Annotated in this window: 22 protein-coding genes and 1 pseudogene; 14 read left to right on the top strand and 9 right to left on the bottom strand. The window is 61.3% G+C overall.

Annotation, left to right across the window (positions count from 1 at the left end):
* Nucleotides 1-22 precede the first annotated feature (22 nt).
* Nucleotides 23-775, top strand: coding sequence for an ABC transporter ATP-binding protein (locus OHL13_RS03865; RefSeq protein WP_317889897.1), 753 nt, complete (start codon nt 23-25; stop codon nt 773-775).
* A 68-nt stretch (nt 776-843) separates the two neighbouring features.
* Here OHL13_RS03865 and OHL13_RS03860 read toward each other — a convergent pair.
* The 4 genes and pseudogenes from OHL13_RS03860 to OHL13_RS03845 form a co-directional block, all read right to left on the bottom strand.
* Nucleotides 844-1,575, bottom strand: a pseudogene (locus OHL13_RS03860) (YoaK family protein); the annotation flags it as partial.
* 51 nt (nt 1,576-1,626) lie between these two features.
* The gene (locus OHL13_RS03855) at nt 1,627-3,294 is read right to left on the bottom strand and encodes a cytochrome c oxidase subunit I (RefSeq protein ID WP_263409120.1); all 1,668 of its coding nucleotides are present in this window, start codon (nt 3,292-3,294) and stop codon (nt 1,627-1,629) included.
* A 59-nt stretch (nt 3,295-3,353) separates the two neighbouring features.
* Entirely contained in the window at nt 3,354-4,217 is an 864-nt protein-coding gene (locus OHL13_RS03850; protein WP_263408791.1) for a helix-turn-helix domain-containing protein, read from the bottom strand.
* Between the two features lie 54 nt (nt 4,218-4,271).
* Entirely contained in the window at nt 4,272-6,749 is a 2,478-nt protein-coding gene (locus OHL13_RS03845; protein ID WP_263408790.1) for a glycosyl hydrolase 115 family protein, read from the bottom strand.
* Between the two features lie 46 nt (nt 6,750-6,795).
* Here OHL13_RS03845 and lpxD point away from each other — a divergent pair, with 46 nt between their 5' ends.
* The 5 genes from lpxD to OHL13_RS03820 are packed head-to-tail and all read left to right on the top strand — an operon-like array spanning nt 6,796 to nt 10,968.
* On the top strand, nt 6,796-7,806 hold the full coding sequence (lpxD, locus tag OHL13_RS03840; RefSeq protein ID WP_263408789.1) for a UDP-3-O-(3-hydroxymyristoyl)glucosamine N-acyltransferase: 1,011 nt from the start codon (nt 6,796-6,798) through the stop codon (nt 7,804-7,806).
* Nucleotides 7,807-7,839: 33 nt separating this feature from the next.
* Entirely contained in the window at nt 7,840-8,652 is an 813-nt protein-coding gene (locus tag OHL13_RS03835) for a response regulator (RefSeq protein ID WP_263408788.1), read from the top strand.
* A 32-nt stretch (nt 8,653-8,684) separates the two neighbouring features.
* Nucleotides 8,685-9,692, top strand: coding sequence for a zinc-dependent alcohol dehydrogenase family protein (locus OHL13_RS03830; protein WP_263408787.1), 1,008 nt, complete (start codon nt 8,685-8,687; stop codon nt 9,690-9,692).
* A gap of 18 nt (nt 9,693-9,710) precedes the next feature.
* Nucleotides 9,711-10,595 carry an intradiol ring-cleavage dioxygenase gene (locus tag OHL13_RS03825; protein WP_263408786.1) on the top strand — a complete coding sequence of 295 codons (885 nt, stop codon included), beginning with the start codon at nt 9,711-9,713 and terminating at the stop codon, nt 10,593-10,595.
* Nucleotides 10,596-10,608: 13 nt separating this feature from the next.
* The gene (locus OHL13_RS03820) at nt 10,609-10,968 is read left to right on the top strand and encodes a hypothetical protein (protein WP_263408785.1); all 360 of its coding nucleotides are present in this window, start codon (nt 10,609-10,611) and stop codon (nt 10,966-10,968) included.
* Here OHL13_RS03820 and OHL13_RS03815 read toward each other — a convergent pair whose 3' ends face one another.
* Entirely contained in the window at nt 10,969-11,124 is a 156-nt protein-coding gene (locus tag OHL13_RS03815; RefSeq protein WP_263408784.1) for a hypothetical protein, read from the bottom strand.
* A 158-nt stretch (nt 11,125-11,282) separates the two neighbouring features.
* Between OHL13_RS03815 and tmk the strand changes: the two genes are divergently transcribed.
* The 4 genes from tmk to OHL13_RS03795 all read left to right on the top strand — a co-directional run bounded on the left by tmk (nt 11,283) and on the right by OHL13_RS03795 (nt 14,989).
* Nucleotides 11,283-11,912, top strand: a complete 630-nt coding sequence (tmk, locus tag OHL13_RS03810; RefSeq protein ID WP_317889896.1) for a dTMP kinase — start codon at nt 11,283-11,285, stop codon at nt 11,910-11,912.
* Nucleotides 11,913-11,926: 14 nt separating this feature from the next.
* Nucleotides 11,927-13,312: a cytochrome P450 gene (locus tag OHL13_RS03805; protein WP_263408782.1), complete on the top strand. Its 1,386-nt coding sequence runs from the start codon at nt 11,927-11,929 to the stop codon at nt 13,310-13,312.
* Nucleotides 13,313-13,340: 28 nt separating this feature from the next.
* Complete coding sequence (locus OHL13_RS03800) at nt 13,341-14,453, top strand: DNA polymerase III subunit (RefSeq protein ID WP_263408781.1); 1,113 nt, start codon at nt 13,341-13,343, stop codon at nt 14,451-14,453.
* A 155-nt stretch (nt 14,454-14,608) separates the two neighbouring features.
* Nucleotides 14,609-14,989 carry an Hfq-like protein gene (locus tag OHL13_RS03795; protein ID WP_263408780.1) on the top strand — a complete coding sequence of 127 codons (381 nt, stop codon included), beginning with the start codon at nt 14,609-14,611 and terminating at the stop codon, nt 14,987-14,989.
* On the opposite strand, the gene OHL13_RS03790 is transcribed toward OHL13_RS03795, so the two are convergent.
* Nucleotides 14,986-15,978, bottom strand: coding sequence for an L-threonylcarbamoyladenylate synthase (locus OHL13_RS03790; protein WP_263408779.1), 993 nt, complete (start codon nt 15,976-15,978; stop codon nt 14,986-14,988). The genes OHL13_RS03795 and OHL13_RS03790 overlap by 4 nt on opposite strands.
* A gap of 56 nt (nt 15,979-16,034) precedes the next feature.
* On the opposite strand from OHL13_RS03790, the gene OHL13_RS03785 reads away from it, so the two are divergent.
* The 4 genes from OHL13_RS03785 (at nt 16,035) to OHL13_RS03770 (ending at nt 20,390) form a co-directional block, all read left to right on the top strand.
* Nucleotides 16,035-16,634 carry a class IV adenylate cyclase gene (locus OHL13_RS03785; RefSeq protein ID WP_263408778.1) on the top strand — a complete coding sequence of 200 codons (600 nt, stop codon included), beginning with the start codon at nt 16,035-16,037 and terminating at the stop codon, nt 16,632-16,634.
* An 83-nt stretch (nt 16,635-16,717) separates the two neighbouring features.
* Complete coding sequence (dinB, locus tag OHL13_RS03780; protein WP_263408777.1) at nt 16,718-17,848, top strand: DNA polymerase IV; 1,131 nt, start codon at nt 16,718-16,720, stop codon at nt 17,846-17,848.
* A 268-nt stretch (nt 17,849-18,116) separates the two neighbouring features.
* On the top strand, nt 18,117-18,743 hold the full coding sequence (locus OHL13_RS03775; protein ID WP_263408776.1) for a hypothetical protein: 627 nt from the start codon (nt 18,117-18,119) through the stop codon (nt 18,741-18,743).
* Between the two features lie 198 nt (nt 18,744-18,941).
* Nucleotides 18,942-20,390, top strand: coding sequence for a sensor histidine kinase (locus OHL13_RS03770; RefSeq protein ID WP_263408775.1), 1,449 nt, complete (start codon nt 18,942-18,944; stop codon nt 20,388-20,390).
* A 62-nt stretch (nt 20,391-20,452) separates the two neighbouring features.
* Here OHL13_RS03770 and OHL13_RS03765 read toward each other — a convergent pair whose 3' ends face one another.
* The 3 genes from OHL13_RS03765 to topA form a co-directional block, all read right to left on the bottom strand.
* Nucleotides 20,453-20,692, bottom strand: a complete 240-nt coding sequence (locus OHL13_RS03765; RefSeq protein ID WP_263408774.1) for a hypothetical protein — start codon at nt 20,690-20,692, stop codon at nt 20,453-20,455.
* A 97-nt stretch (nt 20,693-20,789) separates the two neighbouring features.
* A complete protein-coding gene (locus tag OHL13_RS03760; protein ID WP_263408773.1) occupies nt 20,790-21,074 on the bottom strand; it encodes a DUF427 domain-containing protein in 285 nt (94 codons plus the stop codon).
* A 135-nt stretch (nt 21,075-21,209) separates the two neighbouring features.
* Entirely contained in the window at nt 21,210-24,065 is a 2,856-nt protein-coding gene (gene topA, locus OHL13_RS03755; RefSeq protein ID WP_263408772.1) for a type I DNA topoisomerase, read from the bottom strand.
* Nucleotides 24,066-24,104 lie beyond the last annotated feature (39 nt).

Here is a 24,104-nt window from a genome sequence, read left to right as displayed (position 1 = left end):
GACGATTGGAGATGTAACCCGCATGCTCACGGAGACTCAAGTGGAACCGACCCTGACCCCGAACGCCGATGGCCCCCACGCCGGCGAAGTCATCGTTACCGACGACCTGTGGAAGACCTACGTCATGGGCGAGCAGGAGGTCCACGCCCTGCGTGGCGTCAATCTCCGCATCAAGCACAATGAGTACGTCGCCATCATGGGCCCGTCGGGCTCCGGCAAGTCGACCTTTATGAACCTGATCGGCTGCCTGGACTCGCCCTCCAAGGGCCGCTACTGGCTGAATGGTCACGATGTTTCGCAGCTGGATGACGACGAACTGGCACGTATCCGCAACAAGGAGATCGGCTTCGTCTTCCAGACCTTCAACCTTCTGGCCCGCGCCACGGCGCTGCACAACGTCGAGCTGCCGCTGATCTACAACGGCACCCCCGCCGCGCAGCGCATTGAACGGGCCAAGGAGGTGCTGACCTCGGTCGGCCTGGGCACCCGCATGGATCACAAGCCGAACGAGATGTCGGGCGGTCAGCGCCAGCGCGTGGCCATTGCCCGCGCCCTGGTCAACTCGCCGTCCATCATCCTCGCCGACGAACCCACCGGAAACCTGGACTCGAAGACCGGCGACGAGATCATGGCGCTGTTCGACGAACTGCACGCCCGCGGCAACACCATCGTCCTGGTTACGCACGAGCCGGACATCGCCGAGTACGCGCACCGCGTCGTCACCATCAAGGATGGCGTGATCGCAAGCGACAACCCAAGCAGCCGCGCACGCTAATCCAGCTTCCCTGCTCTTGAAAAGGCCGCCTTTCTGACAGGCGGCCTTTTTATCGTTTCGTTTTAGTGCAGACGCGCGCGCAGGTCGTCCGCGATAGGCACCACGGACAGCAGCACAAGCAACAGCGCCAACGGCACCGTCGAGACAAAGCCGACGCGCTTGAAGGAAACGGCTCCCACCAGGCCTCCCAGAAAAAAGAGACCGATCAGTCCCATCAGAATGAAGAGCTTGGTGCGGTCGGCGCCGACCGGTTCCCCCTTGCGGCGGTTCCAATAGAGCATCTTCCCCAGCTCAATGCCTGCGTCGGTGACCATGCCGGTCACGTGAGTCGTGCGGATCTCCGCCTGCGACAGCTTGGTGATAATGGCGTTCTGCAGTCCCATGATGAAGCACAGCAGAACCACGGTGGCGGAGACGAAGAACCATTCGTGCCGCACCAACCGGTTCCCCAGCACCCCAAAACAAAGCAGTAAAACTGCCTCCAGCATCAGGGGAAAGGCGTACTGGCTCTGCAGGTTGCGGCGGCGTCCCCAGTTGACCAACAGAGCCGTGCAGGCAGCGCCCAGCATGAACGCAGCCAGTGAACCAAGCCCGGACAGCGCGAGGCGCACCTCGTGAATCGACAGGTTATCGGCGATGGAGGAAACAATGCCCGACATGTGCGAGGTGTACTGGCCAACGGCAAAAAGTCCGCCTGCATTGGTTGCACCTGCAATAAACGCCAGCAGGAAGGCGAGGCGCAGGTTGAAGGAGCGCTCGCGCTCCTTGCCCGTCAGCCGTCGAAGATATGGTATCGGCACCCGCAGCCCTTCCCTGCTCTTGATTATCGCAAGTCCGGGCCGCAGGAATCGCTATACCGTGATTTCCTGGCGCTCTTCGGCTTCCTTCTTTGCCAGCCACTCGTAGTCGTAGGCCTCCTGCTCCACGACCGGAACCGTGGTGAAGTTCTCCGTCAGCGGCGGCGACTGCATCTGCCACTCCAGCCCGGTGGCATGCCAGGGATTGCTGCCTGCAATTCGGCCGTACTTCAGCGACCAGGCAAAGTAGAGCACCGGCATCAGGTAGCCAACGCCGAGAACCGTTGCTCCAGCGGTCGAGAGCACGTTCAACACCTGGAATTCCGGTGGGTAGGAGTGATACCGCCGCGGCATGCCCATGTAGCCCAGAACGAACTGCGGCATAAAAGTGAGGATGAAGCCGATAAAGGTCGTCACCGCGGCCAGCTTCGAGATCGACTCCGGATACATGCGGCCGGTCATCTTTGGCCACCAGAAGTGCAGTCCCGCGAGGAAGGCCATGAGCATGCCTCCCACCATCACAAAATGGAAGTGCGCGACCAGGAAGTACGTCTCCGTCAACTGAACGTCCATGCCCATCGACCCGAGAAAGACCCCTGTCAATCCGCCGATGGTGAACAGGCCGATGAAGCCCAGCGCGTAGAGCATCGGCGTCTCAAAGGTGATCGACCCCTTGTACAGCGTGCTGGCCCAGTTGAAGACTTTGATGGCGGAGGGCACGGCGACCAGCATCGTCAGCAGGCTGAAGATGAGCGCTGAGTAGTTGGAGACGCCCATGATGAACATGTGGTGCTCCCACACAAAGAAGCCGAAGACCGCGATGCTGACCGAACTGAAGGCAACCGCCGTGTAGCCGAAGATACGCTTGCGTGCGAAGGTGGAGATTACCTCGCTGATAACGCCCATGCCCGGCAGGATCATGATGTAGACCGCCGGATGTGAGTAGAACCAGAACAGGTGCTCGAACAGCAGCGGGTCGCCGCCCTTGGTGGGATCGAAGATGCCGAAGTTCAGCAGGCGTTCAATGGCCACCAGCACCACGGCAATGGCAAGCACCGGAGTCGCCAGCACCATGATGATGCTTGCAGCGTAGTTGGCCCAGACAAACAGCGGCAGGCGGAACCACGTCATTCCCGGAGCACGCATGCGATGGATGGTGACGATGAAGTTTAGCCCGGTAAAGATGGAGCTGAAGCCCGCGATAAAGATGGCCACGCCGGTCATGACGACATTCGAGTTCAGGTAGTGCGTCGACAGAGGCGCGACGAAGGTCCAGCCAGTATCGACACCTCCCATCGCCATGGCGGTTAGCGTACAAAGCCCGCCGAACATGTACAGGTACCAGCTCAACAGGTTGATGCGCGGAAAGGCGAGATCGCGCGCGCCGATCATGATGGGGATAAGGAAGTTACCGAGTGTCGCCGGAACACTTGGCACCAGAAAGAGAAAGACCATGATGATGCCGTGCATGGTGAACAGCTTGTTGTAGGTGTCAGACGCAACCAGGTCCGGCAGGGGCGTCAGCAGCTCCAGACGGATCATGCCGGCGAAGAAGCTGCCTATCAGAAAAAAGAAGCTCAGCGCGATCAGATACAGCCATGCAATGCGCTTGTGGTCCTGCGTCAGCAGCCAGCTCTTAAGTCCGTGGCTGCTGTTCAGGTAGTGCTCTTTCGGCAGAGACGCTGTCTCTACCGGCGGCAAGGTCAGGATCGTGCTTCCCATCATCTGGCTCCCTGTTCACGTGATGCGTGACACCCACGAGCGTAGGAGCAAGGTGAGGTTTAAGGCTTGGACGATATTGCTGCGATGCGGCCGGGCGTCACGCCCGTGTAGCGCCGCATGGTGCGCGTCAGGTGAGCCTGGTCAAAAAAACCGCACTCGACAGCGGCATCCTTCGCGGGCAACCCGTCGAAGAGCATCGTCTTGGCATGCTGGACACGAAGCTGCAACTGAAAGGCGTGCGGCGCCAGGCCATACCGGCTGCGGAAGATACGCAGCAAATGGAAGCGGCTCAGGCCGGCGACCTCGGCAAGCTCTTCCAGCGAGACAGCATCCATCCAGTGGGCTTCCAGGAACTGGCGGACACGGTCCAGAGGCACCCGCGGAGCCAGGCTGTCCTGGTCCATGACAGAGCCAACCACCTGCGGCGCCAGCGATTCCAGCAGGCGGGTCAATGCCGTGCTGCGCTCCAACAGCGTCACACGCTCCTCCAGCGAGCGATGCAGCGTCATCAGCCGCCGCCACAGTGGACCGTCAGCCGATACCGGCGCCCTGAAGGCAAGATGCGTTTTCTCCGACAGCGGCCGAAGCATCGCCTCCGTGAGAAAAAAGACGCGGTAGTGCCAGCGCTGCCGGGAATCGATCCCCTCGGCATCGTGCAGGGCACCTGGGTTCAAAAGGACGGTGCTGCCGGGCAGTATCTCTGCGAGGCCGCCTTCGTGGCGCATACGGGCACGGCCTTCTTCCACCGTGGCCAGCATGTAGGTGTCATGGAAGTGCGGAAGAAAGGCGTGGCGACAGAAGTCTGCGGTCAGAACTTCGAGCCCCTGCAGGTCTTCCCAGCGGGCAAGCGCCGCCTGTTCCCCCGGCGCGCGGCCGGCGACAGTCTTCCCGGAAACCGCAACGGCTTCGCAGCAGAGGTTCACAACTTCAGTATGCGCCTGCCGCCGCAAAGCCGTTTTGTACGAAATTGCGGTGAACTACGGGTGCGCCATCTCCGGGGCCACCGGATAGGCCGGAGGCGCACCCGCAAGCCGCAACGAGACATTCTCAATCACGACGCCCGGATCACCCGCATAACGCAGCTTGACGGTATGCCTGCCCGCCTTCAATGCGGGTAAAGCGAGGGTCTGCTCGGCAAAGCCACGCAGCACGTTCGTCTTCCACGTAGAGATACCGGGCCGCTCCTGCTCGGTGCCGGAAGCGTCGAGCGGGACCCACTCGCCACCGTCCACTTGCACCTGGTAGCGCAGCGTATGGTCGCTGTCGATGGGGAAGTCCGGCAGCAGGTCGATCGCCAGAGTCGCGTCGCCGGATGTCTCCGCCATCAGTTCGAACTCGGCCTCGCCGTCCTCGCGCAGTTCCAGCGATCCGCCAGTGATACCAAGCTCTGGACGCGGCAATACCCCGCTGCTTTTGAAGATAACTTGCATGGCATTGACGGACGAGACCAAATGCTCGTCGCCCTTGCCCCAGCTCACAGGCAGTGCGGTGCTGCTATCAAGCGGAATCTTCGGCATGTCAAAGACGTGGCGATCGCGCGAGTGCGCCGGCATCATTCCGTCCCACTTGCCGCCTTGAAGGGCGTTATACGCCGCGGTCATGCTTTGGACAGCATCATACGCGGCCTGTGACTTTCCGGCTGCGGCCCTGGCCTCATCCGCCTTCCCCGCGTGTGCATCCAGCACGGCGCGGTCAGCCCACAGGAACTTCGCGTTGTGTGCCGAGGCTGCCTCAATGGGATATTTCACCAGCTCATACCAGGCCGCCTTCGCTGCGGGAAGAACCGGAATCGCCTGCTCGCGCTTGACCAGCCCGTTCCATGCTGCCATGCGCTGCTGGTTCTGGTCTCCCCAGGCCAGCGGGTTGAAGGCAGTGCGATTCACATCGTCGTCGTACCCATTGAAGCCCATGAACTCCGGCCGACGAACGAAGTTGAGCCGGTAGAAGTCCGCCATCACACTTGCCGCGGTCTTTGCCGAAGCGGCACCGAACTGCTCGCGCATCCAGTCTTCCAGGAACTGCCGCTGAGACAGCTGCGCCATCTTCGGTTCGTCCCAGGCAAGCTGCAGGAAGTAGTCAATCTGAATCTCGCTGGGCTTGATGTCGCCGACATTCAGCACCCACAGCTTGCGTGCATTGTGGGCGTACGCCTTGGTCAGCTCCTCCTGCATCAACGAGAGAGGCGTGGTGGCCAGCCACAGGTGGTCATGAGGAAAGCCCCAATAGGAGACGTGGTAGTAGACCGCCGATCCTCCCTTGCGCTTCTGCTCTTCCGCGTTGGGCAACTGGCGGATGTAGCCGTAGTTATCGTCCGTCCAGCCCAGCGTCACGTTCTCGGGGACTTTCATCCCCACGCGGTACAGGTCAATCGACTCCTTGTAGAGCCAGTCCACCTGCGGAGCCTCCTGCTGCCCGTATTTCTTCAGGATGGCCTGCTGCGAGGCCATCACGCTCTCCACCAGCTGCGCCTTCACCTCTTTGGTTCCGGTGGCCTCTAAGCCCGAGTCATGCGCACCGCGCAGACCGACGGTGTAGAAGTTTTCGTATCTGCCGTTTTCGGCGATGCGCTTGTCCCAGTAGGCATCCATGGCGGGCTTATTGAGCTGGTAGTTCCACGGGCCGTCTCGCTGCTCATCCCACTCTCCTACGTTGTTACGCAGCAGCGCCTCAGAGTGTGAAGCCCCCATCACGATGCCCCATTCGTCGGCCAGCTTTGCATTCGCCGGTACGGCATTGAATGCCAGCGTGCCCGGGTGCATGGCAGGCCACAACAGATTGGCACGCAGGCGCAGCAGTAGCTCAAAGATGCGTTCGTAGGTATGCGGCCCGATGTTCTTCAGCTCGGGGTCCATCTTCCTGGCAGCCCACGGACGCAGACCCCAATCCTCATCGTTCAGGAAAACGCCGCGATAGGGCACGCTGGGTCCGGCGGTCTGCCAGCCGTCCTGGATGCTGACCGAGGCGTGCTTTTTGGCTGGAACATCGGCCCACCAGTACCAGGGCGAAACACCCATGGCGCGAGAAATGCCCAACAGCTCATAGGCCGTTCCGCGACGGTCACTTCCGGCGACAACCAGCAACCGGCGACCGCCCTGCGGTACCACGCGGACCAGCCCGCTCTCCCACTTGCCGCGCAAAGCGGTCACAGCTGCAAGATTCAGCCCATCGACAACCGTGGAATGCCCCACCGAACCCACGACGATCCCGTCCCCGGTTGCCGGAAGAGCATCCACCACCTGCGGACGCGTACCCGTCACGCGCTCCACATCGTCGGCAAACAACTTTGCCGCCAGGCGGACCGTCGCGGAGTCCTCCGGCGAGACAACGATGCTTACCGCCCTGCCTCCCCGCGCCATGTCAAACGTCTGCGCCGACCTGGGCGTATCCGTCACCACCTGTGCGCCTGCAACAGCGCACAGCATTCCGGCTGTAAGCAACCAAACCTGAGCTTTCATCTGCTTCCACTATCCAACGTCTGACCCAACTTCTACAATTTCCAGCATGAAGCTTTCTGCGGTTGCTGCGGCACTGGGCGCCTCGCTGGTTGGCGATGGCGAGGTAGAAATCACCGGTCTGGCCGGTATTGAAGAGGCCGGCGCCGGACACCTGACCTTTGTCGCCAACCCGAAGTACGCGTCGGCAGCGCGCAATACAAAGGCTTCAGCCGTACTGGTGGACCCGAAGTTCCTTGAGATCGAAGCCGCTACCTTGCGCATCGCCAATCCGTATTACGCCTTCGCGCGCGCGATTGAGTTGTTCTACCAGCCCCCCGCATATGCTCCGGGCATCCATCCCACGGCAGTCATCGACCCTTCGGCGACTATCGGCAAAGATGCCCACATCGGCGCGTATGTCGTGGTCATGGCCAACGTGACCATCGGCGACAACGCCACCCTGCTTCCCCATACGGTGCTCTATCCCGGGGCAACGATCGGCAGCCATTTCTTCGCCCACGCCCATGTCACCGTGCGGGAGCACTGCATCGTCGGCGATCACGTCACGCTGCAGAACGGCGTGGTTCTGGGCGCCGACGGCTTTGGTTTTGCCAAAGACGGCCAGGGGGACTGGCACAAAATTCTGCAGTCGGGCTCCGCCGTTGTGGAGGACTACGTCGAGATCCAGGCAAACGCCACCGTCGACCGCGCCTCCATCGGCGAAACCCGTATCCGGTCAGGCGCCAAGATCGATAATCTTGTCCAGGTCGGCCATGGTTCAAGTGTGGGAGAAAACACCCTGCTCTGCGCACAGGTGGGCCTTGCGGGCTCCACGACTGTCGGCAAAAATGTCATCCTTGCCGGACAGGTGGGCGTTGCGGGACATCTGCATGTCGGCGATGGCGTCATCGCCACGGCTCAGACAGGCATTCCCAGCGACGTTCCCGCGGGAAAGGTCGTCTCCGGATATCCGGCCATCGACAACCGCCAGTGGCTGAAGTCGGCGGCTATCTTCAACAAACTGCCTGAGGTAATCCGCGAGCTTCGGCAAAAGAAAGAGCCTTCCGGCAACCAGTAGACCCCGGCGGGTCTCTAAGAGAAAGAGACACCGATGGCCAACGACACGATGGACGAACTCCTGCAGGAAGCTTCCGTGCCTGCTATGGTACGAGTGCTGCTGCTGGACGACGAACCGGCGAACCTGCTGCTGCGCACCGCCATTCTGCGGAAAAACGGTTACGATTGCCTGCCAGCCGCCACGGTGGAAGAGGCCAACGACCTTCTGGATCAGATCGATGTCGCCGTACTGGACTATCACCTGGGCCATGGCAAGTTCGGCACGGAGGTCGCGACTGAGCTTCGCCGCCGCCGGCCCGAGGTACCGATCATCATTCTTTCGGCTACCTTGGAGCATCGCTTCGGCGGCCCGGAGGACATGCACCTGCTCAAGGGCTACTCCTCGGTAGACGATCTGTTGAATGCACTTAGCTCCCTGGCCGCAAAGCGTCGCGGAAAACCTGTCGTCGTCGACGCGCGGGACTTCTTTTATGAGCGCCTCTCCATGGCGCTTGGCAACGACATCCTTGTTCAGATTCTGGACGCAGATGGCACCTGGCAGTATGTGAATGAAGCCGCTTCCGACTACCTCAACCACCCGCGCGAATGGTTCCCCGGCCGCAATATGTTCGTTGAGATGCCCACGCTTCTGCGTGATTGGCGGAGAGTGATCGCTACCGTGTCCACCACGCGAGAGACTTATATCGATCGCACGCGGCGGGGCTTGCTCTCCATTCCCAAACCGGATGAACGGCCGGGGACTTGGTCTATCCTGGCGTTTCCCATGACGCTGCACTCGGGTGAGACCGGTGTCGTACTCACCGCACGCGTTCTGGAACGCATCAGCTCGCCCCTGAGCATTGCCTGAGTCCATCGCGGATGCTCGGGCATCCCATAAGCATGAAGGCATGGCAGCTCACAGGCTTTGGTCTCGACGCACTCAGGCTGAATGACATTCCTGACCCATCTCCCGCCCAGGGTGAGGTGTTGGTTCAAGTACATGCCGTTTCCCTGAATTACCGCGACAAGCTGTTGATGGACGGAGGTTACAACCCACGTCTTGAGTTCCCCATCACGCAGGGGGCCGATGCCTGCGGCACCGTCGTCGGACTTGGCCCGGGAACCTCGCGCTTCCGCCTTGGCGACCGTGTGCTGACGCAATACGCAACACATTGGGTCGACGGACCGGCCCAGGGCAAAGAATCGCTTTATACCCTTGGCAATGTCTACCCCGGAGCCCTGGCGAAGTATCTCGTGCTGCGCGAGCAGGCGCTGGTGATGGCCCCCGCGCATCTCTCCGATGAAGAAGCAGCGACTCTGCCCTGCGCGGGAGTCACGGCATGGCAGGCTCTTATTGAAAAAGGAGGCCTGCGCGCCGGAGACACCGTCCTTCTGCAGGGTACCGGCGGCGTCTCTCTGTTTGGTCTGCAGATCGCACACTCCGTTGGAGCGACAACGATTGTTACCTCCAGCTCTGACCAGAAGCTGGAACGTGTTGTACAGATGGGCGCCGACGAGACCATCAACTACACCCGCACACCGGAGTGGGACAAAGAAGCACTGGAGCTGACCGGCAAGCGCGGTGTGGATCACATTCTCGAAGTAGTGGGCGGCGAAAACCTGGCACAGTCCCTGCGCGCGTTGCGTCCGGAAGGACAGATCTCCATCATCGGCGTGCTTGAGTCCACCGATGCACGGCTGCCCATGTTCACGGCGATTCAGAAGCAGGCTGTCATCCGTGGCATCTCCACAGGCCCTCGTGTCGCCCTTGAACGCTTCCTGCAGAAGTACGAAGCCCTCGGCCTGTACCCGGCCGTTGATGCGGTATACGACTTCAAGGATGCGCACGCCGCCTATCAACATCTGGACGCAGGCCCCTTCGGCAAGGTCGTCATCCGCGTTGCATAAATCCCGTCTCTAGAAGGCATGACGCTTTCGCAACCTCTCTGGTCCCGCCGCCGTTTACTTTCGACAGCGGCAGCCACTTCCGCTGCTACCCTTCTGAGCCCGCGTGAGCTGCTCGCGGCTCCTGCGGTCGCCTGCAGGTTGACACCAGAGCTGACCGTCGGGCCGTACTACGTGGACAAAGAGTTGTTACGCAGCGATATCCGCGAGAACAAGCCAGGCCTTCCGCTGCATCTCTCCATCGTCATTCTGAATGCACGCACCTGTCAGCCTCTGGCGGACGCCGCGGTCGATATCTGGCATTGCGATGCTGGCGGCATCTACTCCGGCTACACGAAGATGAACCCCGACAAGATGGACTTCGGCCCTGGAGGCGGACCTCCGCCGCCCATGGGATCCGAGCGCCATCAGGGACCGCCTCCCGCAGGCGATGGGCAGCATGGACCGCCGCAGACACACACCACCGACAATGAGACCTTCCTGCGCGGCGTACAGAGGACCGGCAAGAACGGAGTCGCCAAATTTCTTACGATCTATCCCGGCTGGTATGTCACACGGGATACGCATATCCACCTGAAGGTGCATACCGGAGGCCACGCACAGGACGCCAAATATGCTGGCGGACACGTGCGCCACATCGGGCAGATTGCCTTTCCGGACGAACTCTCGGACAAAGTCGCGCTCCTGGAGCCCTATACGCATCACAAGGCTCCCCGCACGCGGCCGAACCACGATACCGTCTTTCATGGCGATCTTTCCGGCGTGATGCTGCACTCCAGCCAGGTCACCCCGGAGAAGCTCTCAGACGGTCTCTATGGCTCCATCACCTTCTGGGTCGATCCGGAGGCCGAACCGGGGCCAGAGGGCTTTCCTGGGCCGGGAGGGCCGCCCCCACCGCGGCAGTAGCTATACTCAACCCATGCGGTTTATGAAAGCGGCGGCCCTTCTTTTACTTCCACTCACCCTTGCGGGCTGCCGCTCTCGCTATATCGCCACCACCATCACCAACGACACGCAGACCTCCATCAGCGTGGTCCAGGTGGATTACCCTTCTGCCAGCTTCGGCACGCAGTCGCTCGCGCCCGGACAGACCTTCAACTACCGCTTTAAGGTTCAGGGTTCAGGTCCGGTCAAGATGACCTGGCTGTCCGCCGATCGCAAGGAACTGCATGCCACCGGCCCGCAGCTTGCTGAAGGCGAAGAGGGTCAGCTTGTCATCCACTTGCGGACAGACACCGACCCCAGCTTTGCCTTTACTCCCACAGCAGCAGCAAAGTAACTAATCGTCACTTCCGTTCGCGCGGCCGGTCTGCGGATACTCCGTCCGGGGCTGGTTGTACATGTGCGGACGCCTGTTCTGCTTGGTCATCAGCATGTACAGCAGAAACAGAATGGCGAACAGCGGAAGCAGCATGAAGAAGCCATAAAAGAGCATGACAGCACCTCCAGATGACTGACTGTCAGACTCGTGGGCATCGCGGTTCGTTGCCTGCCGGGAGAACCGTCTGCAATTACCTCGGTTTTATTTGTGCCGCCGCGCGCTTGCCACCTGCAAGGCGAGGAATCGACTACACTTGCCCCATGCCGAACGGCTTGTTTATCACTTTTGAAGGGCTTGACGGCTCCGGGAAGACAACGCAGCTTCGTCTGCTGCACAAGTGGCTGCTGGAACAGGGTCATACCGTGACAACGCTTCGCCAGCCGGGCGGAACAAAGCTCGGCGAAGGCATTCGCGAACTGATCGTCTCTAATAAAGGCGAAGCTGCCGTTGGACGGATCGACTCCTACACCGAACTGGCCCTGATGTTTGCCGACCGCGCGCAGTCCATCGCCGAGATCATCCGGCCGGCGCTGGATCGCGGCGATGTCGTGCTCTGCGACCGCTACACGGACTCGTCCGAAGCCTACCAGGGCGGAGGCCGCCAGCTTGGCAGCGAAACGATTCTCGGTCTGCATCGTCTAATCTGCGGCAACCTTCAGCCAGACCTGACCATTCTCCTGTTGCCGGACTTCGATGCATCGCTCACACGTGCCCGCCGTCGAGACGGCGATGAGTCACGCTTCGAGCAGGAGCATAACGATTTCTTCCATCGCGTCTGGGACACCTACAGGGCCATCGCAACCCGCGAGCCACACCGTGTTGCTCTCATCGAAGGAAATGCCTCGATTGAGGATGTGCACGTAAGGATTCGTCAGGAAATGGCGTCACGGCTGTTTACGTAGAGTTCAATAAAAAGATGAGCAGCACGGCCACACTTCCGGTGATCGAACGCGGAGGCTATCGGTTTCCGCCGGGTCTCGCCCACAATCTGCCTTTCTACATCGGCCGCAAGCCATGGGCGCGCATCGGGCGGCCCATCCTGTTGTTTGAACACCTGGCGAAGATCTACGGAGTCGCCGCCCACTACCGCATGATGGGCACCAACATCGTCTTCCTCAACCATCCTGACTTTGTGCAGGAGGTTCTGGTGACGCAGTACAGCAGTTTCATCCGCGAGCGCACGCTGCGCCGCATGAAGATTCTGCTGGGCGAGGGCCTGCTGACCAGCAATGAGCCGCGCCACATGCAGCAGCGGCGCATTGTCGCTCCGGCCTTCCATCGCCAGCGCATCGCCGCCTACGCGGACGAGATTGTCTGCTCTGCCGCCGCGATGGCCGAGGGGTGGGAACCGGGAGGGATCGTCGACATCGGCGCGTCCATGATGCAGCTCTCGTTGACGATTGTCGCGCGCACGCTCTTCGCCAGCGAGGTCACGGACGACGTCCGCGCCATCAATGACGAAACCAACGCCATTATGGGGCTCTACAACCTGCTGGTGCTGCTGCCAAAGCTTGAGAGCTATCTCGACTGGCCGCTCCCCGGCATCACGCGCTTCCGAAAGGCACGCGCGCACCTTGACTCCGTCGTCTACCGCATCATCGGTGAACGCCGCGCCAACCCGGTAGACCGCCAGGACCTGTTGTCGATGCTCCTGCTCTCGCGCGACGAGGACGGCAACGTTCTCAGCGACGAACAGGTGCGCGACGAGGTCCTGACCATTTTCCTGGCCGGCTATGAGACCACGGCCAATGCCCTGACCTGGACCTGGTACCTGCTTTCGCAAAATCCTGACGCACGGGAACAGATGCACGCTGAGCTGGACCATGTTCTGGGCGGTCGCCTGCCCACGCTGGCCGATTATCCGAACCTGCCCTACACGCAGCAGGTCTTCGCGGAATCGATGCGACTCTATCCACCGGCATGGGCCATGGGCCGCCAGGCAGCCGTCGATGTCGAACTTGGCCCCTACCGCTTCCCCGCCGGAACGCACGTCTTTTTCTCGCAATGGATGATCCAACGCAATCCGGAGTTCTACCCCGACCCTCTGCGCTTTGACCCCGCGCGCCATACGGAAGCCGCAAAGGCAGGCCGCCCTAAATTCGCCTACTTCCCCTTCGGCGGAGGCGCGCGTCAATGCATCGGCGAAAGCTTTGCCTGGATGGAGGGCATCCTCAGCCTGGCGACCATGGCGCAGCGCTGGCGGCTCGACGTGCTGCCGGGCCAGAAGATCGATGTGCAGGAGAAGATCACCCTGCGCCCCCGGTACCCCATCATGATGCGGATAAACGCCCGCAACCCATGAAATCCCCGCACCCAAGTAAAATCTGATCGTGGACTTCTCCAGCTTCATCGGCAACACCGCGGCTGTCGACCAGCTTCGCTCGGCCATCGCCGCAGGACGCCTGCCGCACTCCATGATTCTTGCCGGGCCGAAGGGTGCCGGAAAATACACGCTGGCCATCCTGCTGACGCAGGCGCTGCTCTGCAGAAATCAGCCGCGAGAGACACTGGCCAACGGCCAGCCGGCCGCGCTGGCCTGCGGCACCTGCGTCAACTGCACACGCATCGCCGCCGCCATGGCTCTGGACACGCTCGTCGACGAAGCTGTCGCTACACGCGAGGAGATGCGTGAGACCGACAAGAAAGAGACCCGCGTCCTGATCCAGACGCACCCGGACGTGCTGATCATTCCGCCCGACCCGCCGCAGTTGCTCATCAAGGTCGGCCAGATCCGTACCCTGATCTCTTCCTCCTACCGCGCCCCGGCCGAGGCCAACCGCAAGGTCTTCATCCTGACCGCGTCCAGCTTCATGAAGGAGGCGGCCAACTCGCTCCTTAAGGTGCTGGAGGAGCCGCCCGCCTACGCTCACCTGATCTTGCTGGCTGACAACCCCGGAGAGCTGTTGCCCACCATCCGCTCACGCTGCGCCATGGTGCGGCTGGGGGCGCTGCCCCCGCAGGAGATTGAAGGCCTGCTCGCCGCCGAGCACCCGGAGTGGAAGCCTGCCCAGCGCCAGCTGGTCGCACGGCTTGCCCAGGGAGCCGCGGGGCGTGCCCTTGGTTTCAACCTGGAAGCCTTCACCTCCGCGCGCGCCGATGCACTCGTCATCCTGCGCAACGCCGTCGGTGACCCCGACCATACCGTCCTGTTCAAAATGACGGAGAGCTACCGCGCCGGCGCCGAGGGCCAGCAGAAAACACAGTCCCTGCTTGGAGCTTTGGCCTCCCTGCTCGAAGATATGTTGCTTCTGCAGGCCGGCACGCCGGAGATGATCCGCAACGTGGATCTGCAGGCGGAACTGGCGCGCACCGCCGAAGCCGTGCCGTTTGAGTGGATTGAAGGCGCCTCCCGCGCGCTGGACCAGGTCTACTCCGGCATGCGCCGCAACCTTCTGCGGTCTCTCTCGCTGGATGCCTTCGCGACGCAACTGGTGGCCCGCTAAGTACGGTCTCGCACAAAAAGTCGCCAACCTGCTGCGACCTCCGCTAGACTAGGGGCATCTCTCTCACTAAGAGCTCTACTTAGTTAAATTCGTCCCCGCGGGCATGTCGAGCCTTTGAGCCCGCCCTTGTTGCATTGCCCGTTTGCGCTGTCCTCATGAGTGATCACACCACCATTCCGCCTGCCGACCAGAGCTTCAATGGCAACCGCAAGCTGGTTCGCCCCTCCCTGGTAGGACGTATGCTCCGCCGACCTCACACGCGGCAGGAAGAGCCGCTCTCCAATGCCGCCACGCAGGAGCAGCACCCTGGCGAAAGCAGCCACGCCGAAGCCTTCTACTTCCAGAAGCAGATTCAGCAGAAGACCGACATGGTCATTATTCTGGACGACGGCGAACGGCTCGAAGGGCAGATTGAATGGTACGACCGCAGCGCCATCAAGTTCTGCACCACCTCGCGCCAGCGGATGCTGATCTATAAGAGCTCCGTCAAGTACATCTACAAGGCCAGCGAGGTCCCCACCTCGACGCTGCTCTAGCTGGTTCGCGACGCCTTCCGTAAGCGATCCAGAAGAGCTGCGCCTACGCCCTCTTCTCCCGGCAGCGGGCAGACGATCACCGTCACACCGCGTGCATCCAGCTCCCGCATCCCCGCAAACAGCCTCTGCGCCATCTCCTCCGGCGTATTGCCCCAGTGGAAGACCTCGCCCACCGGCCTCCAGCCTGCCGGCAGCAAAACGCCCACGCGCTCGGGAGCCAGGGATTTCACCGTTTCCGCCAGCGCCGCCTCATCTTTGACCAGCAGCAGCCGCGCGCGCGGGGCATAGTGCCGTATACCCACCCCCGGCGAGGGCAGGCTTTCGGGCTGCTGCTGTGTGGCAGGAGGATCAAACAACACCGCCGGAATGCCGGTTGCGGCCTGCAGCATCTCCAGCGTCACCGCTCCCGGCCGGTAGACGACCATCGGGCTCTGCGACGGATCGACCACCGTCGACTCCACGCCGACCTCGGTCGCCCCGCCGTCCACAATGGCGTCCATGCGGCCGTCCAGGTCCTCCAGGACGTGCGCGGCGGTCGTTGGGCTGGTGCGGCCAAAGCGGTTGGCGCTGGGCGCGGCTACCGGCACCCCAGCCTCACGGATCACCCTCAGCATCACCCGGTGACGCGGCATTCTCACACCCACCAGTGAGCGGCCAGCCGTCACGCTCTCCGGCACGGCATCCGACTTCGGCAAAAGCAGCGTCAACGGCCCCGGCCAGAAAGCGTCCATCAGCTTCTGCCCCGCGGGCGAAACCTCCCGCACCACGCGATGAAGCATCGTCTCATCCGACACATGCACGATCAGCGGATCCCAGTTGGGGCGCTCCTTCGCGGCAAAGATCTTCGCCACCGCAGACGGGTCCATCGCATTGGCTCCCAGCCCATACACCGTCTCCGTAGGCAGGGCGACCGTTCCTCCGTGTCGAAGGATCTCCGCCGCCTGGGCTATATCGGCATCTGTTTCCCGGAATCGTTTCGTTTCGTTCACAAAATCCACATGTTCCATCCTAGCCGCCGAAGAAGAAACGGGCCTATACTTCGAGCATGTCCTCAGCCGAGATTGAGCTGAAGTTCGCCGTACTTTCCGTAGAAACCCTCCGCGCTCAACTCCCTGCCCTCGGACTCACCCTCCTCACCCCGCGTACCTTCGAACAGAACACGCTGTACGATACGCCAGACCGCGCCCTGCGCGAGCGGAAACAGATTCTGCGCATCCGCAACTACGGCGGCCGCTGGACGCTGACCTACAAGCGCCCTCCCAGCGAGGAGCACCCGCTGGATACCCGCTTCAAACTGCGCTACGAGACTGAGACCGAAGTCACCGACGGCCCCGCGCTGGGTGAAGTCTTCGAACACCTGGGCTACGCACCTGCCTTCCGCTACGAAAAGTACCGCGAAGAGTGGCTGCACTCCGGCAGCGGCGGTCATATGGTCATCGACGAGACCCCGATCGGCACCTGGGCTGAACTGGAAGGCGCGCCGGAGTGGATTGACGCCATGCTCGCCGGTCTCGGCATCCCGGATGACGGCTCCATCACGGACAGCTATGGACGCCTGTTCCTTTCCTGGAAAGAACAGACCGGCCATCCCGCCGAGAACCTTACCTTTGAAGAAATTGCCCTCGATCCGGTCGCCGCGATTTAGAGAGCCCCCCACTTTCCCAAGGCGAACAAGAAGCGAATATGCCAGAATAGATCTGGAGCCTGAACCGGCTCCGGATCGCACGGGTGAGTGTTCGCGCAATGACCGTTCTGGAAGGTTCTTCCGAATCGCAGCCTCGCAAGATTGTCCACGTGGACATGGACGCGTTCTACGCCTCCGTGGAGCAGCGCGATGACCCTTCGCTTAAGGGACGGCCGGTCGTGGTTGCATGGCGCGGTGCCCGGTCCGTAGTTTGTGCCGCCTCCTACGAAGCGCGGCAGTTCGGTGTGCGCTCCGCGATGCCCGCGCTGCGCGCCGAGCGGCTGTGCCCGCAGGCGATCTTCCTTCCCCCCGACTTTCCCCGATACAAAGCAGTCTCTGTCGCCGTACGCGAGATCTTCAGCCGGCACACAGACCTGATCGAGCCGCTCTCGCTGGATGAGGCCTACCTCGACGTCACGACCAACAAGAGCGGCCTGCCAACCGCCACAAAGGTGGCCAGCCGGATTCGCGAGGCCATCCGGCAGGAGCTGAACCTGACCGCTTCCGCCGGGGTCGCTCCGAATAAATTCCTGGCGAAGATCGCATCGGACTGGAGAAAGCCCGACGGACTCTTCGTCATCCAGCCGCACGAGGTTGTGGAGTTTCTGCGAGATCTGCCCATCGGCCGGATCCCCGGCGTCGGCAAAGTCACCGAGCAGTCTCTGCTGCAGGCTGGCATCAGGACAGTTGGCGACGTCCGGCAAAAACAACTACCGGAGCTTGAGGCTGTCTTTGGCCGCTTTGGCCAGCGCCTCTTCCGTCTGGCGCAAGGCATCGACCATAGCCCCGTTGTCCCCAACCGCATCCGCAAGCAGATTTCCGCGGAAGATACCTTCCCCGCCGATATTCCATTGCGCGAGACAGAAGAAGCCCTGCGCAAGCTGGCGAAAAAAGTATGGGCCGCCTCCAGCGCAAACGCGCGTCGGGCACGAACCATCGTTCTAAAGCTCAAGACGGCTCAGTTTGAAACCCTGACCAGGAGCATGACTCCGCTCGCCATGCCCTCCACGGAGGAGGAGCTGGCCATGGCTGCCCTCTCACTCTTCGACCGCGTAGAGGTTCAGCAGGACTCGCTCTTCCGTCTCGTCGGGGTGGGGCTCAGCAACTTCCAGGATGAAGAAGACCCGCCGCTGTTCCAGCCGCTGCTGGAGGCTTGCAGCGTGGAGACGGCCTAGCCAGCGGCTGCATCCGCTTACTCACCACCAGAGCGAACATCTCTCCACGCCAGTCTTCGAGCTCCCCAATCGTCGCGTCGATCCGTGCACTGGCAGACTCTTCCGGAACAGTCTTCTTCATCCGCACCTCAACTCTGGCAACCAGTGGAGGAGTGCTCCCCCCATCCTCTAGAACCAGCCGCACCGAGGCCTCAGGACAAGAAAGAAATCCCTTCCGCATGACAACTTCAATTCCCGCGCGGGCAACTAAGCCTCCATGAACCGGAAGATGAAACAGCGTTTGCAGGTTGCCGCCCTTTCCGTCAGTGCTCTGACCTTCGCCTTGACTGCCTGCAAAAAGACAGACGACGTGAAGCCCAACTATGCCGGTGCCATTGACACCTACTACGCCGCGCACCCGTCCTGTGTATGGAGCACGCCCCAGCAGTTTCCCGTGCAGGTAGCGCACTCGGATGACGACAAGACCCGCCAGTTCGATGCGCTCGTTGACCAGGGACTGCTGACGCGTACCTCCACCGAGAAAAAGATCATCATCGTCTCCAAGCAGATGAACAACTACGACGTCAGCGAGAAGGGCCGCTCCGCATGGACAGCCGATTCCTCGCAGCCCGGCTATGGCAACTTCTGCTATGGCCACCGCAAGGTCAGCTCCATCGACAGCAACACGCCGACCAACGATCAGCCGGGAGCCACCACGAGTGTCGCGTACCACTACACCCTCGACAGTGTTCCTGACTGGGCAAAGGCCGCGGAAACGCAGACCGCATTTCCTTCCATTCAGACTGCTCTGGCAGGACCCCGATCCGCGACGGCTACCCTGACGAACACCACGCAGGGATGGCAGCTTACCAAGGCCGGCAGCGGCGCTGGAAATGACTCCGGTATTGTCGAGTAGCTCCTTCCAGCCCCGGCATGACGCCGGGGCTGGTCTTGCCTTTTTGGAACCATCGCATCCTGCCCCGCGTATGCCCTTGTGAAGGCGAAGTTTCGACATCTCAGCGTCAACTTTCCACCGTTCGCTGCCAATCATCCGGAACTCCGTCTAAGCTTCAGCTAACATCAGTAGTTGAAAGCTCGAGGAGAGTTTGCACGCATGGCTACCGCTACTCCGGAAGCACCCACCCCCGCCTGTACCCCGGTCGATGAGATCATCGTTGCGCTGCGCCGCGTCGAGGCTCTGGATGGGCTCACCGACGCTGATTATCTCTGGCTTGCCGAAAATGGCACCGAGCAGAAGCTCTCTGCCGGCCAGGAGGTCTTTCAGGAAGGTGATCCTGCCGATCGCATGACCATCCTTCTCCAGGGAGAGGTTCACGTTCGCCGCCGCGAACGCGGCTCTGTTGCGTTCTTCATCTCGCGTGTCGGCCAGCTCTCCGGCCTTCTGCCCTACTCCCGCATGCAGACCTACGGCGGCACCGGCTACGCTGTCGGCGACGTATGGGGCCTGCACATTCTCCGCAACCAGTTTGACGACCTGCTGCGCGCCATTCCCAGCATGGGACAGCGCTGCGTCTCTACCCTGCTGAACCGCGTCCGCGAGGTCACGCGCATGGAGCAGCAGTCAGAGAAGATTGCCGCTCTGGGCAAGCTCGCCGCCAACCTCTCGCACGAGCTCAACAACCCCGCCTCGGCCGCACAGCGGGCTGCCTCCTCTCTGCTGGGCGAACTCCGCACCTATGGCGACCTGAAATACCAGCTCGGCTCCCTGTGCCTTACAGAAGAGCAAAAGGCGATGTACCGCCAGTGGGTCACGCGCCTGCGCCTCAAGTCGCCCACCGGCAGCCGCCCCGTGCTGGCACGCGACTCCATCGCCATCTCCAACCGCGAGGACGACTTCGGTCAGTGGCTGACCGAGCACAATGTGGCGGATCCCTGGAAGTTCGCTCCCGTGCTCGCCGAGACGACGCTTGAGGTCTGCGACCTGGATGAACTGTCGCTGATCGGCGCGGATATCCTGCCCATCGCCATCGGGACCATCTCGTCGGCCATCCGCACTGAGCGCATGACCGAGACCGTCATCGACGCCACCGTGCGCATCTTTGACCTGATCACGGCCATCAAGGACTACTCCTATATGGACCAGGCTCCGATTCAGGACATCGATCTTGCCGCGGCGCTCGACAACACGCTGGCAATGCTCGGCTCACGCCTGACGCACATCACGGTGGAGCGTGACTTCGATCCCCTGCTCCCTCCCGTGCCTGCCTACGGCAGCGAACTGAACCAGGTCTTTACCGCCATTATTGAAAACGCACTGGACGCCATGCAGGACAACGGCACCCTGCGGCTGCGCACCCGCACCTCCGGGCAGCTGGCACTGGTCGAGATCTGGGACTCCGGCCCCGGCATCCCGGTCGAGCTCCAGTCACGCATCTTCGAGCCCTTCTTCACCACCAAGGCTCCCGGCTTCGGGCTCGGACTTGGACTCGATACCGTGCAGCGCATCATCTCCAAGCACTCCGGCCACATTTCCGTGGAATCAAAGCCCGGTGCCACCTGCTTCCAGGTACGCCTGCCCATCGAACAGATGCAAGCCTACTGAGAAAGCAGTCTTCCAAACGCAAAATAGCCGCGCGATGCGGCTATTTTGCGTTTGGAGGACTCTTAGCTGTGGTGCAGAGGATGATGGTGGTGATGCTGGTAATTCCGCACGGCATTCCGAAGAGCTCCGAACGCAAGCGCAACCAGCACAGTGGGCAGACCGGCAAACAGGAAAACCAGCGAATACATCGCCAGCTCACCGGATTTAGGCTCCGTCAAGGACGAGTGCCGCAGCGACTCGTGCATCGAGAAACCAAGAAGAGCATTCACCACGAGATACAGCAATACGAACCCCAGAACCATAACGTCTCAACCCTTTCTGCGGACTACGGATCAAGACGCTAATTGCTGTAAGGCACGACTTGCAAGATCAAATCAACAGAAAGTTACTAGAGTTTGATTACTTGGAAACTTCCACGCCACGCCAGAAGGCGATGTGGTGCTTAACCTGCCGAGCTGCCGGCTTCGGATCCGGGTAGTACCAGGCTGCATCGGGGTTCTCCTGGCCGTCCACCACAATGGTGTAGTAGCGGGCCTGGCCTTTCCAGGGGCAGCTCGAAGTCGTCGAGCTGGAGCGCAGAAACTCGCGCTTAACGGACTCTTCGGGGAAATAAATGTTCCCCTCGACCGTCTCAAACTTGTCACTCTCGGCCAGAAGCTGGCCGTTCCATACTGCCTTCGCCATGAAAAGCGTCCTAGTATTTTCAGCAACTTACAAGATATTGGGAACCTAGTTCCCAGATGTATGTTTTATCAGGTTCGGAGCAAAAACGAAAGGCCGGGTAGCTCCCCGGCCTTTCATCTCATCAACTTAGAAGGGCTATGCCTCAACCAGAGGACGTGTCTTCTCCGGGTCAGGACGCTCCAGTTCCTTCGGCTCCGGCTTGTCCCCGATGCGCTTCTCGAAGTGGCACTCCGTAGCCGGTTTGGCAGCCTCTTCCCCCGCCTTGGCCTTGCGCTTCGGAAGAGCCTCCACGTTGTTGGGGCATACCAGGTACACACCGTCCTTGCGCTCCACCTCCAGCAGGTAGCTGGACTTGCACTTGGGGCATGGTCCCGGAACCAGCTTCTGGTTCGAGGTGAAGTCGCACTTCGGATAGTTGGTGCAACCGTAGAAGGTCGTGTTGCGACGCGTACGACGCTCGGCGATGGGAGCTCCGTCCTTCGGGCAGGGCACCTCCAGCAGGTTCTGCTTGATGTACTTGCACTTCGGGTAACCCGAGCAGGAGATGAACTCTCCATACGGCCCCTGGCGCTTCACCAGCTCGTGCTTGCCGCACTCCGGGCAGATCTCCCCTGTCGGCTCCGGCGGCTTCTGCTGCTGCTTCTGGTTCAGCTTGCGAATGGTCTTGCACGGCGGGTCCGCACTGTAGTCCGGACAGCTCATGAACGGCCCGAAAGGCCCGTTCTTCAGCACCATTTGCTTGCCGCAGTTATCGCAGTACTCCTCTTCCGCTTCGGCGTCCTGAGCATCCGGCGAAGCCAGATCCGGCTTGTCCGCGAAGTTCTCGCGGGTGTAGTCACAGGAGAATGGCTCAACCACGATCTTCTTCGACCGCTCGGCAGCCTCAGTCAGGGCATCCCGAAGGTGCTTGTCGTCCTCCACCTCTTCGGCAAAGGCCTCGGCATCGTCCACCATGCCCTTCACGGTCATGGGGAAGCCCAGCTTGGCGGTCACCTTCTTGACAACGGCCTTCACGTCCTTCTTCACCGGGCCAATAGCCACGGCCATCGGCTTGGCTTTCGAGAAGTTCGAACACGAGAAGAAGCTGCCGAACTTGCCCCACTTCAGAATCAAGGGCGATCCACACTTCTCGCAGATCTCGGTGGTCGGCTTCTCCCACCGCTTGATCTCCTCCATGTTTTTGTCGGCGACGACCAGTTCCTTTTCGAAGTGGTCGTAGAAGCCCTTCAGCAGGTCGGTCCACTTCTCCTTGCCGTCTTCCACGTCGTCCAGCTCGCTCTCAAGCTGCGCCGTGTAATCGAACTTGAAGATGTATGGGAAGTTCTTGACCAGCAGCTCCGTTACCACCATGCCGATCTCGGTCGGCACCAGCTTCGACTTCATCTTCTTGACGTAGTCGCGCTCCTGGATGGTGTTGATGATCGAGGCATAGGTCGACGGCCGCCCAATGCCCAGCTCTTCCAGCGTCTTGACCAGCGAGGCCTCGTTGAAGCGTGGCGGCGGATCGGTAAACTTCTGCTGCGGATCGAGCCGGTTCAACCCCAGGGGATCGCCCTGGTTCAGCGCCGGCAGGCTGGTCTCGGCATCTTCCGAGTCTTCACTCTGCTTACCCGACTCTTCCTCGGCCTTCTTCTCCGTTGCGGCAACCGCCTGCGGAGCCTCGTAGACCTTCAGGAAGCCATCGAACTTGAGTACCGAACCGGATACGCGGAAATCATAGGTCTTGTCGGATTTTGCGGCAATGTCGACCGAGGTCTGGTCAAAGACCGCCGGCGTCATCTGGCTGGCAACGAAGCGGTTCCAGATCAGCTTGTACAACCGGAACTGCTCATCGGTCAGATAGCGGCGAATTGACTCAGGCGTGTACTCCACGTGCGTCGGACGGATGGCTTCGTGCGCATCCTGCGCGTCCTTCTTGCCCTTGAACTGGTTGGCAGAGGCTGGCAGGTACTTCGCGCCCAGCTTCTTGCCGATGTAGTCGCGCGCCTCGGTGATGGCATCCGGCGACACACGCACCGAGTCGGTACGCATGTAGGTGATCAGACCCACCGTGCCATCCTTGCCGACGTCAATTCCTTCATACAGACGCTGCGCCACGCCCATGGTGCGGCGCACGTTGAAGCCCAGCCGTCCGGCAGCGTCCTGCTGCAGCTTGGAGGTGGTAAACGGAGCAGGAGCATTGCGGCGGCGCTCCTTCTTCTCAACGCCGCGCACCGTCCACGTCGCCTTCTTCAGGGCTTCGATGGTTGCATCAGTAATCTTCTGGTCGGCCAGAGCGTTGGACAGAAACTGCGGCTTGCCTTCCTTGTCCGTGCCGTTGGCCACACGGGCCGGTTCGCCGTTGATGCCAACCAGGCGCGCCAGGAAGCTCTGTTTGCCGCCCTTGGGCATCAGCTCGGCGTCGATGGTCCAGTACTCCACCGGATTGAAAGCGTTGATCTCGCGTTCCCGCTCGACGATCAACCGCAGAGCCACCGTCTGCACACGTCCGGCCGAGAGGCCGCGCTTGACCTTGTCCCACAGCAGGGGCGAGATCTGGTAGCCCACCAGACGGTCCAGGACGCGCCGCGTCTGCTGCGCATACATCAGGTTGTCGTTGATGTCGCGGGCGTGGCTGAAAGCCGCCTTCACGGCCTTGGGCGTGATCTCGTTGAAGGTCACGCGCTGAATCTTCTTGTTACGGACCGCGGGTGCGATCTGCATCTTCAGATGGGCCGCGATGGCCTCGCCTTCGCGGTCAGGGTCAGGCGCCAGATAGATCGCATCCGCCTTCGCGGCGAGCTTTTTGAGGCGATCGACCACCTTTTCCTTGCCCGGAGAGACGATCAGCGTCGGCTCAAAGGTACGTTTCTTGAGCTCTACGCCAATATCGTTCTTCGGCAGGTCCATGATGTGGCCAATGGAGGCCTCCACCGTGTAGTCGTTGCCGAGATATTTTCCGATTGTCTTTGCCTTTGCCGGGCTTTCGACAATCACTAGTGACTTCGCCATGGGTCTTCCTTCTGTCTTGCAAACCGGCCGCTGCAGGTG

The organism is Terriglobus tenax (assembly GCF_025685395.1).
Taxonomy (GTDB): Bacteria; Acidobacteriota; Terriglobia; order Terriglobales; family Acidobacteriaceae; genus Terriglobus; species Terriglobus tenax.
This window is presented reverse-complemented; position numbering and strand designations above follow the sequence as displayed.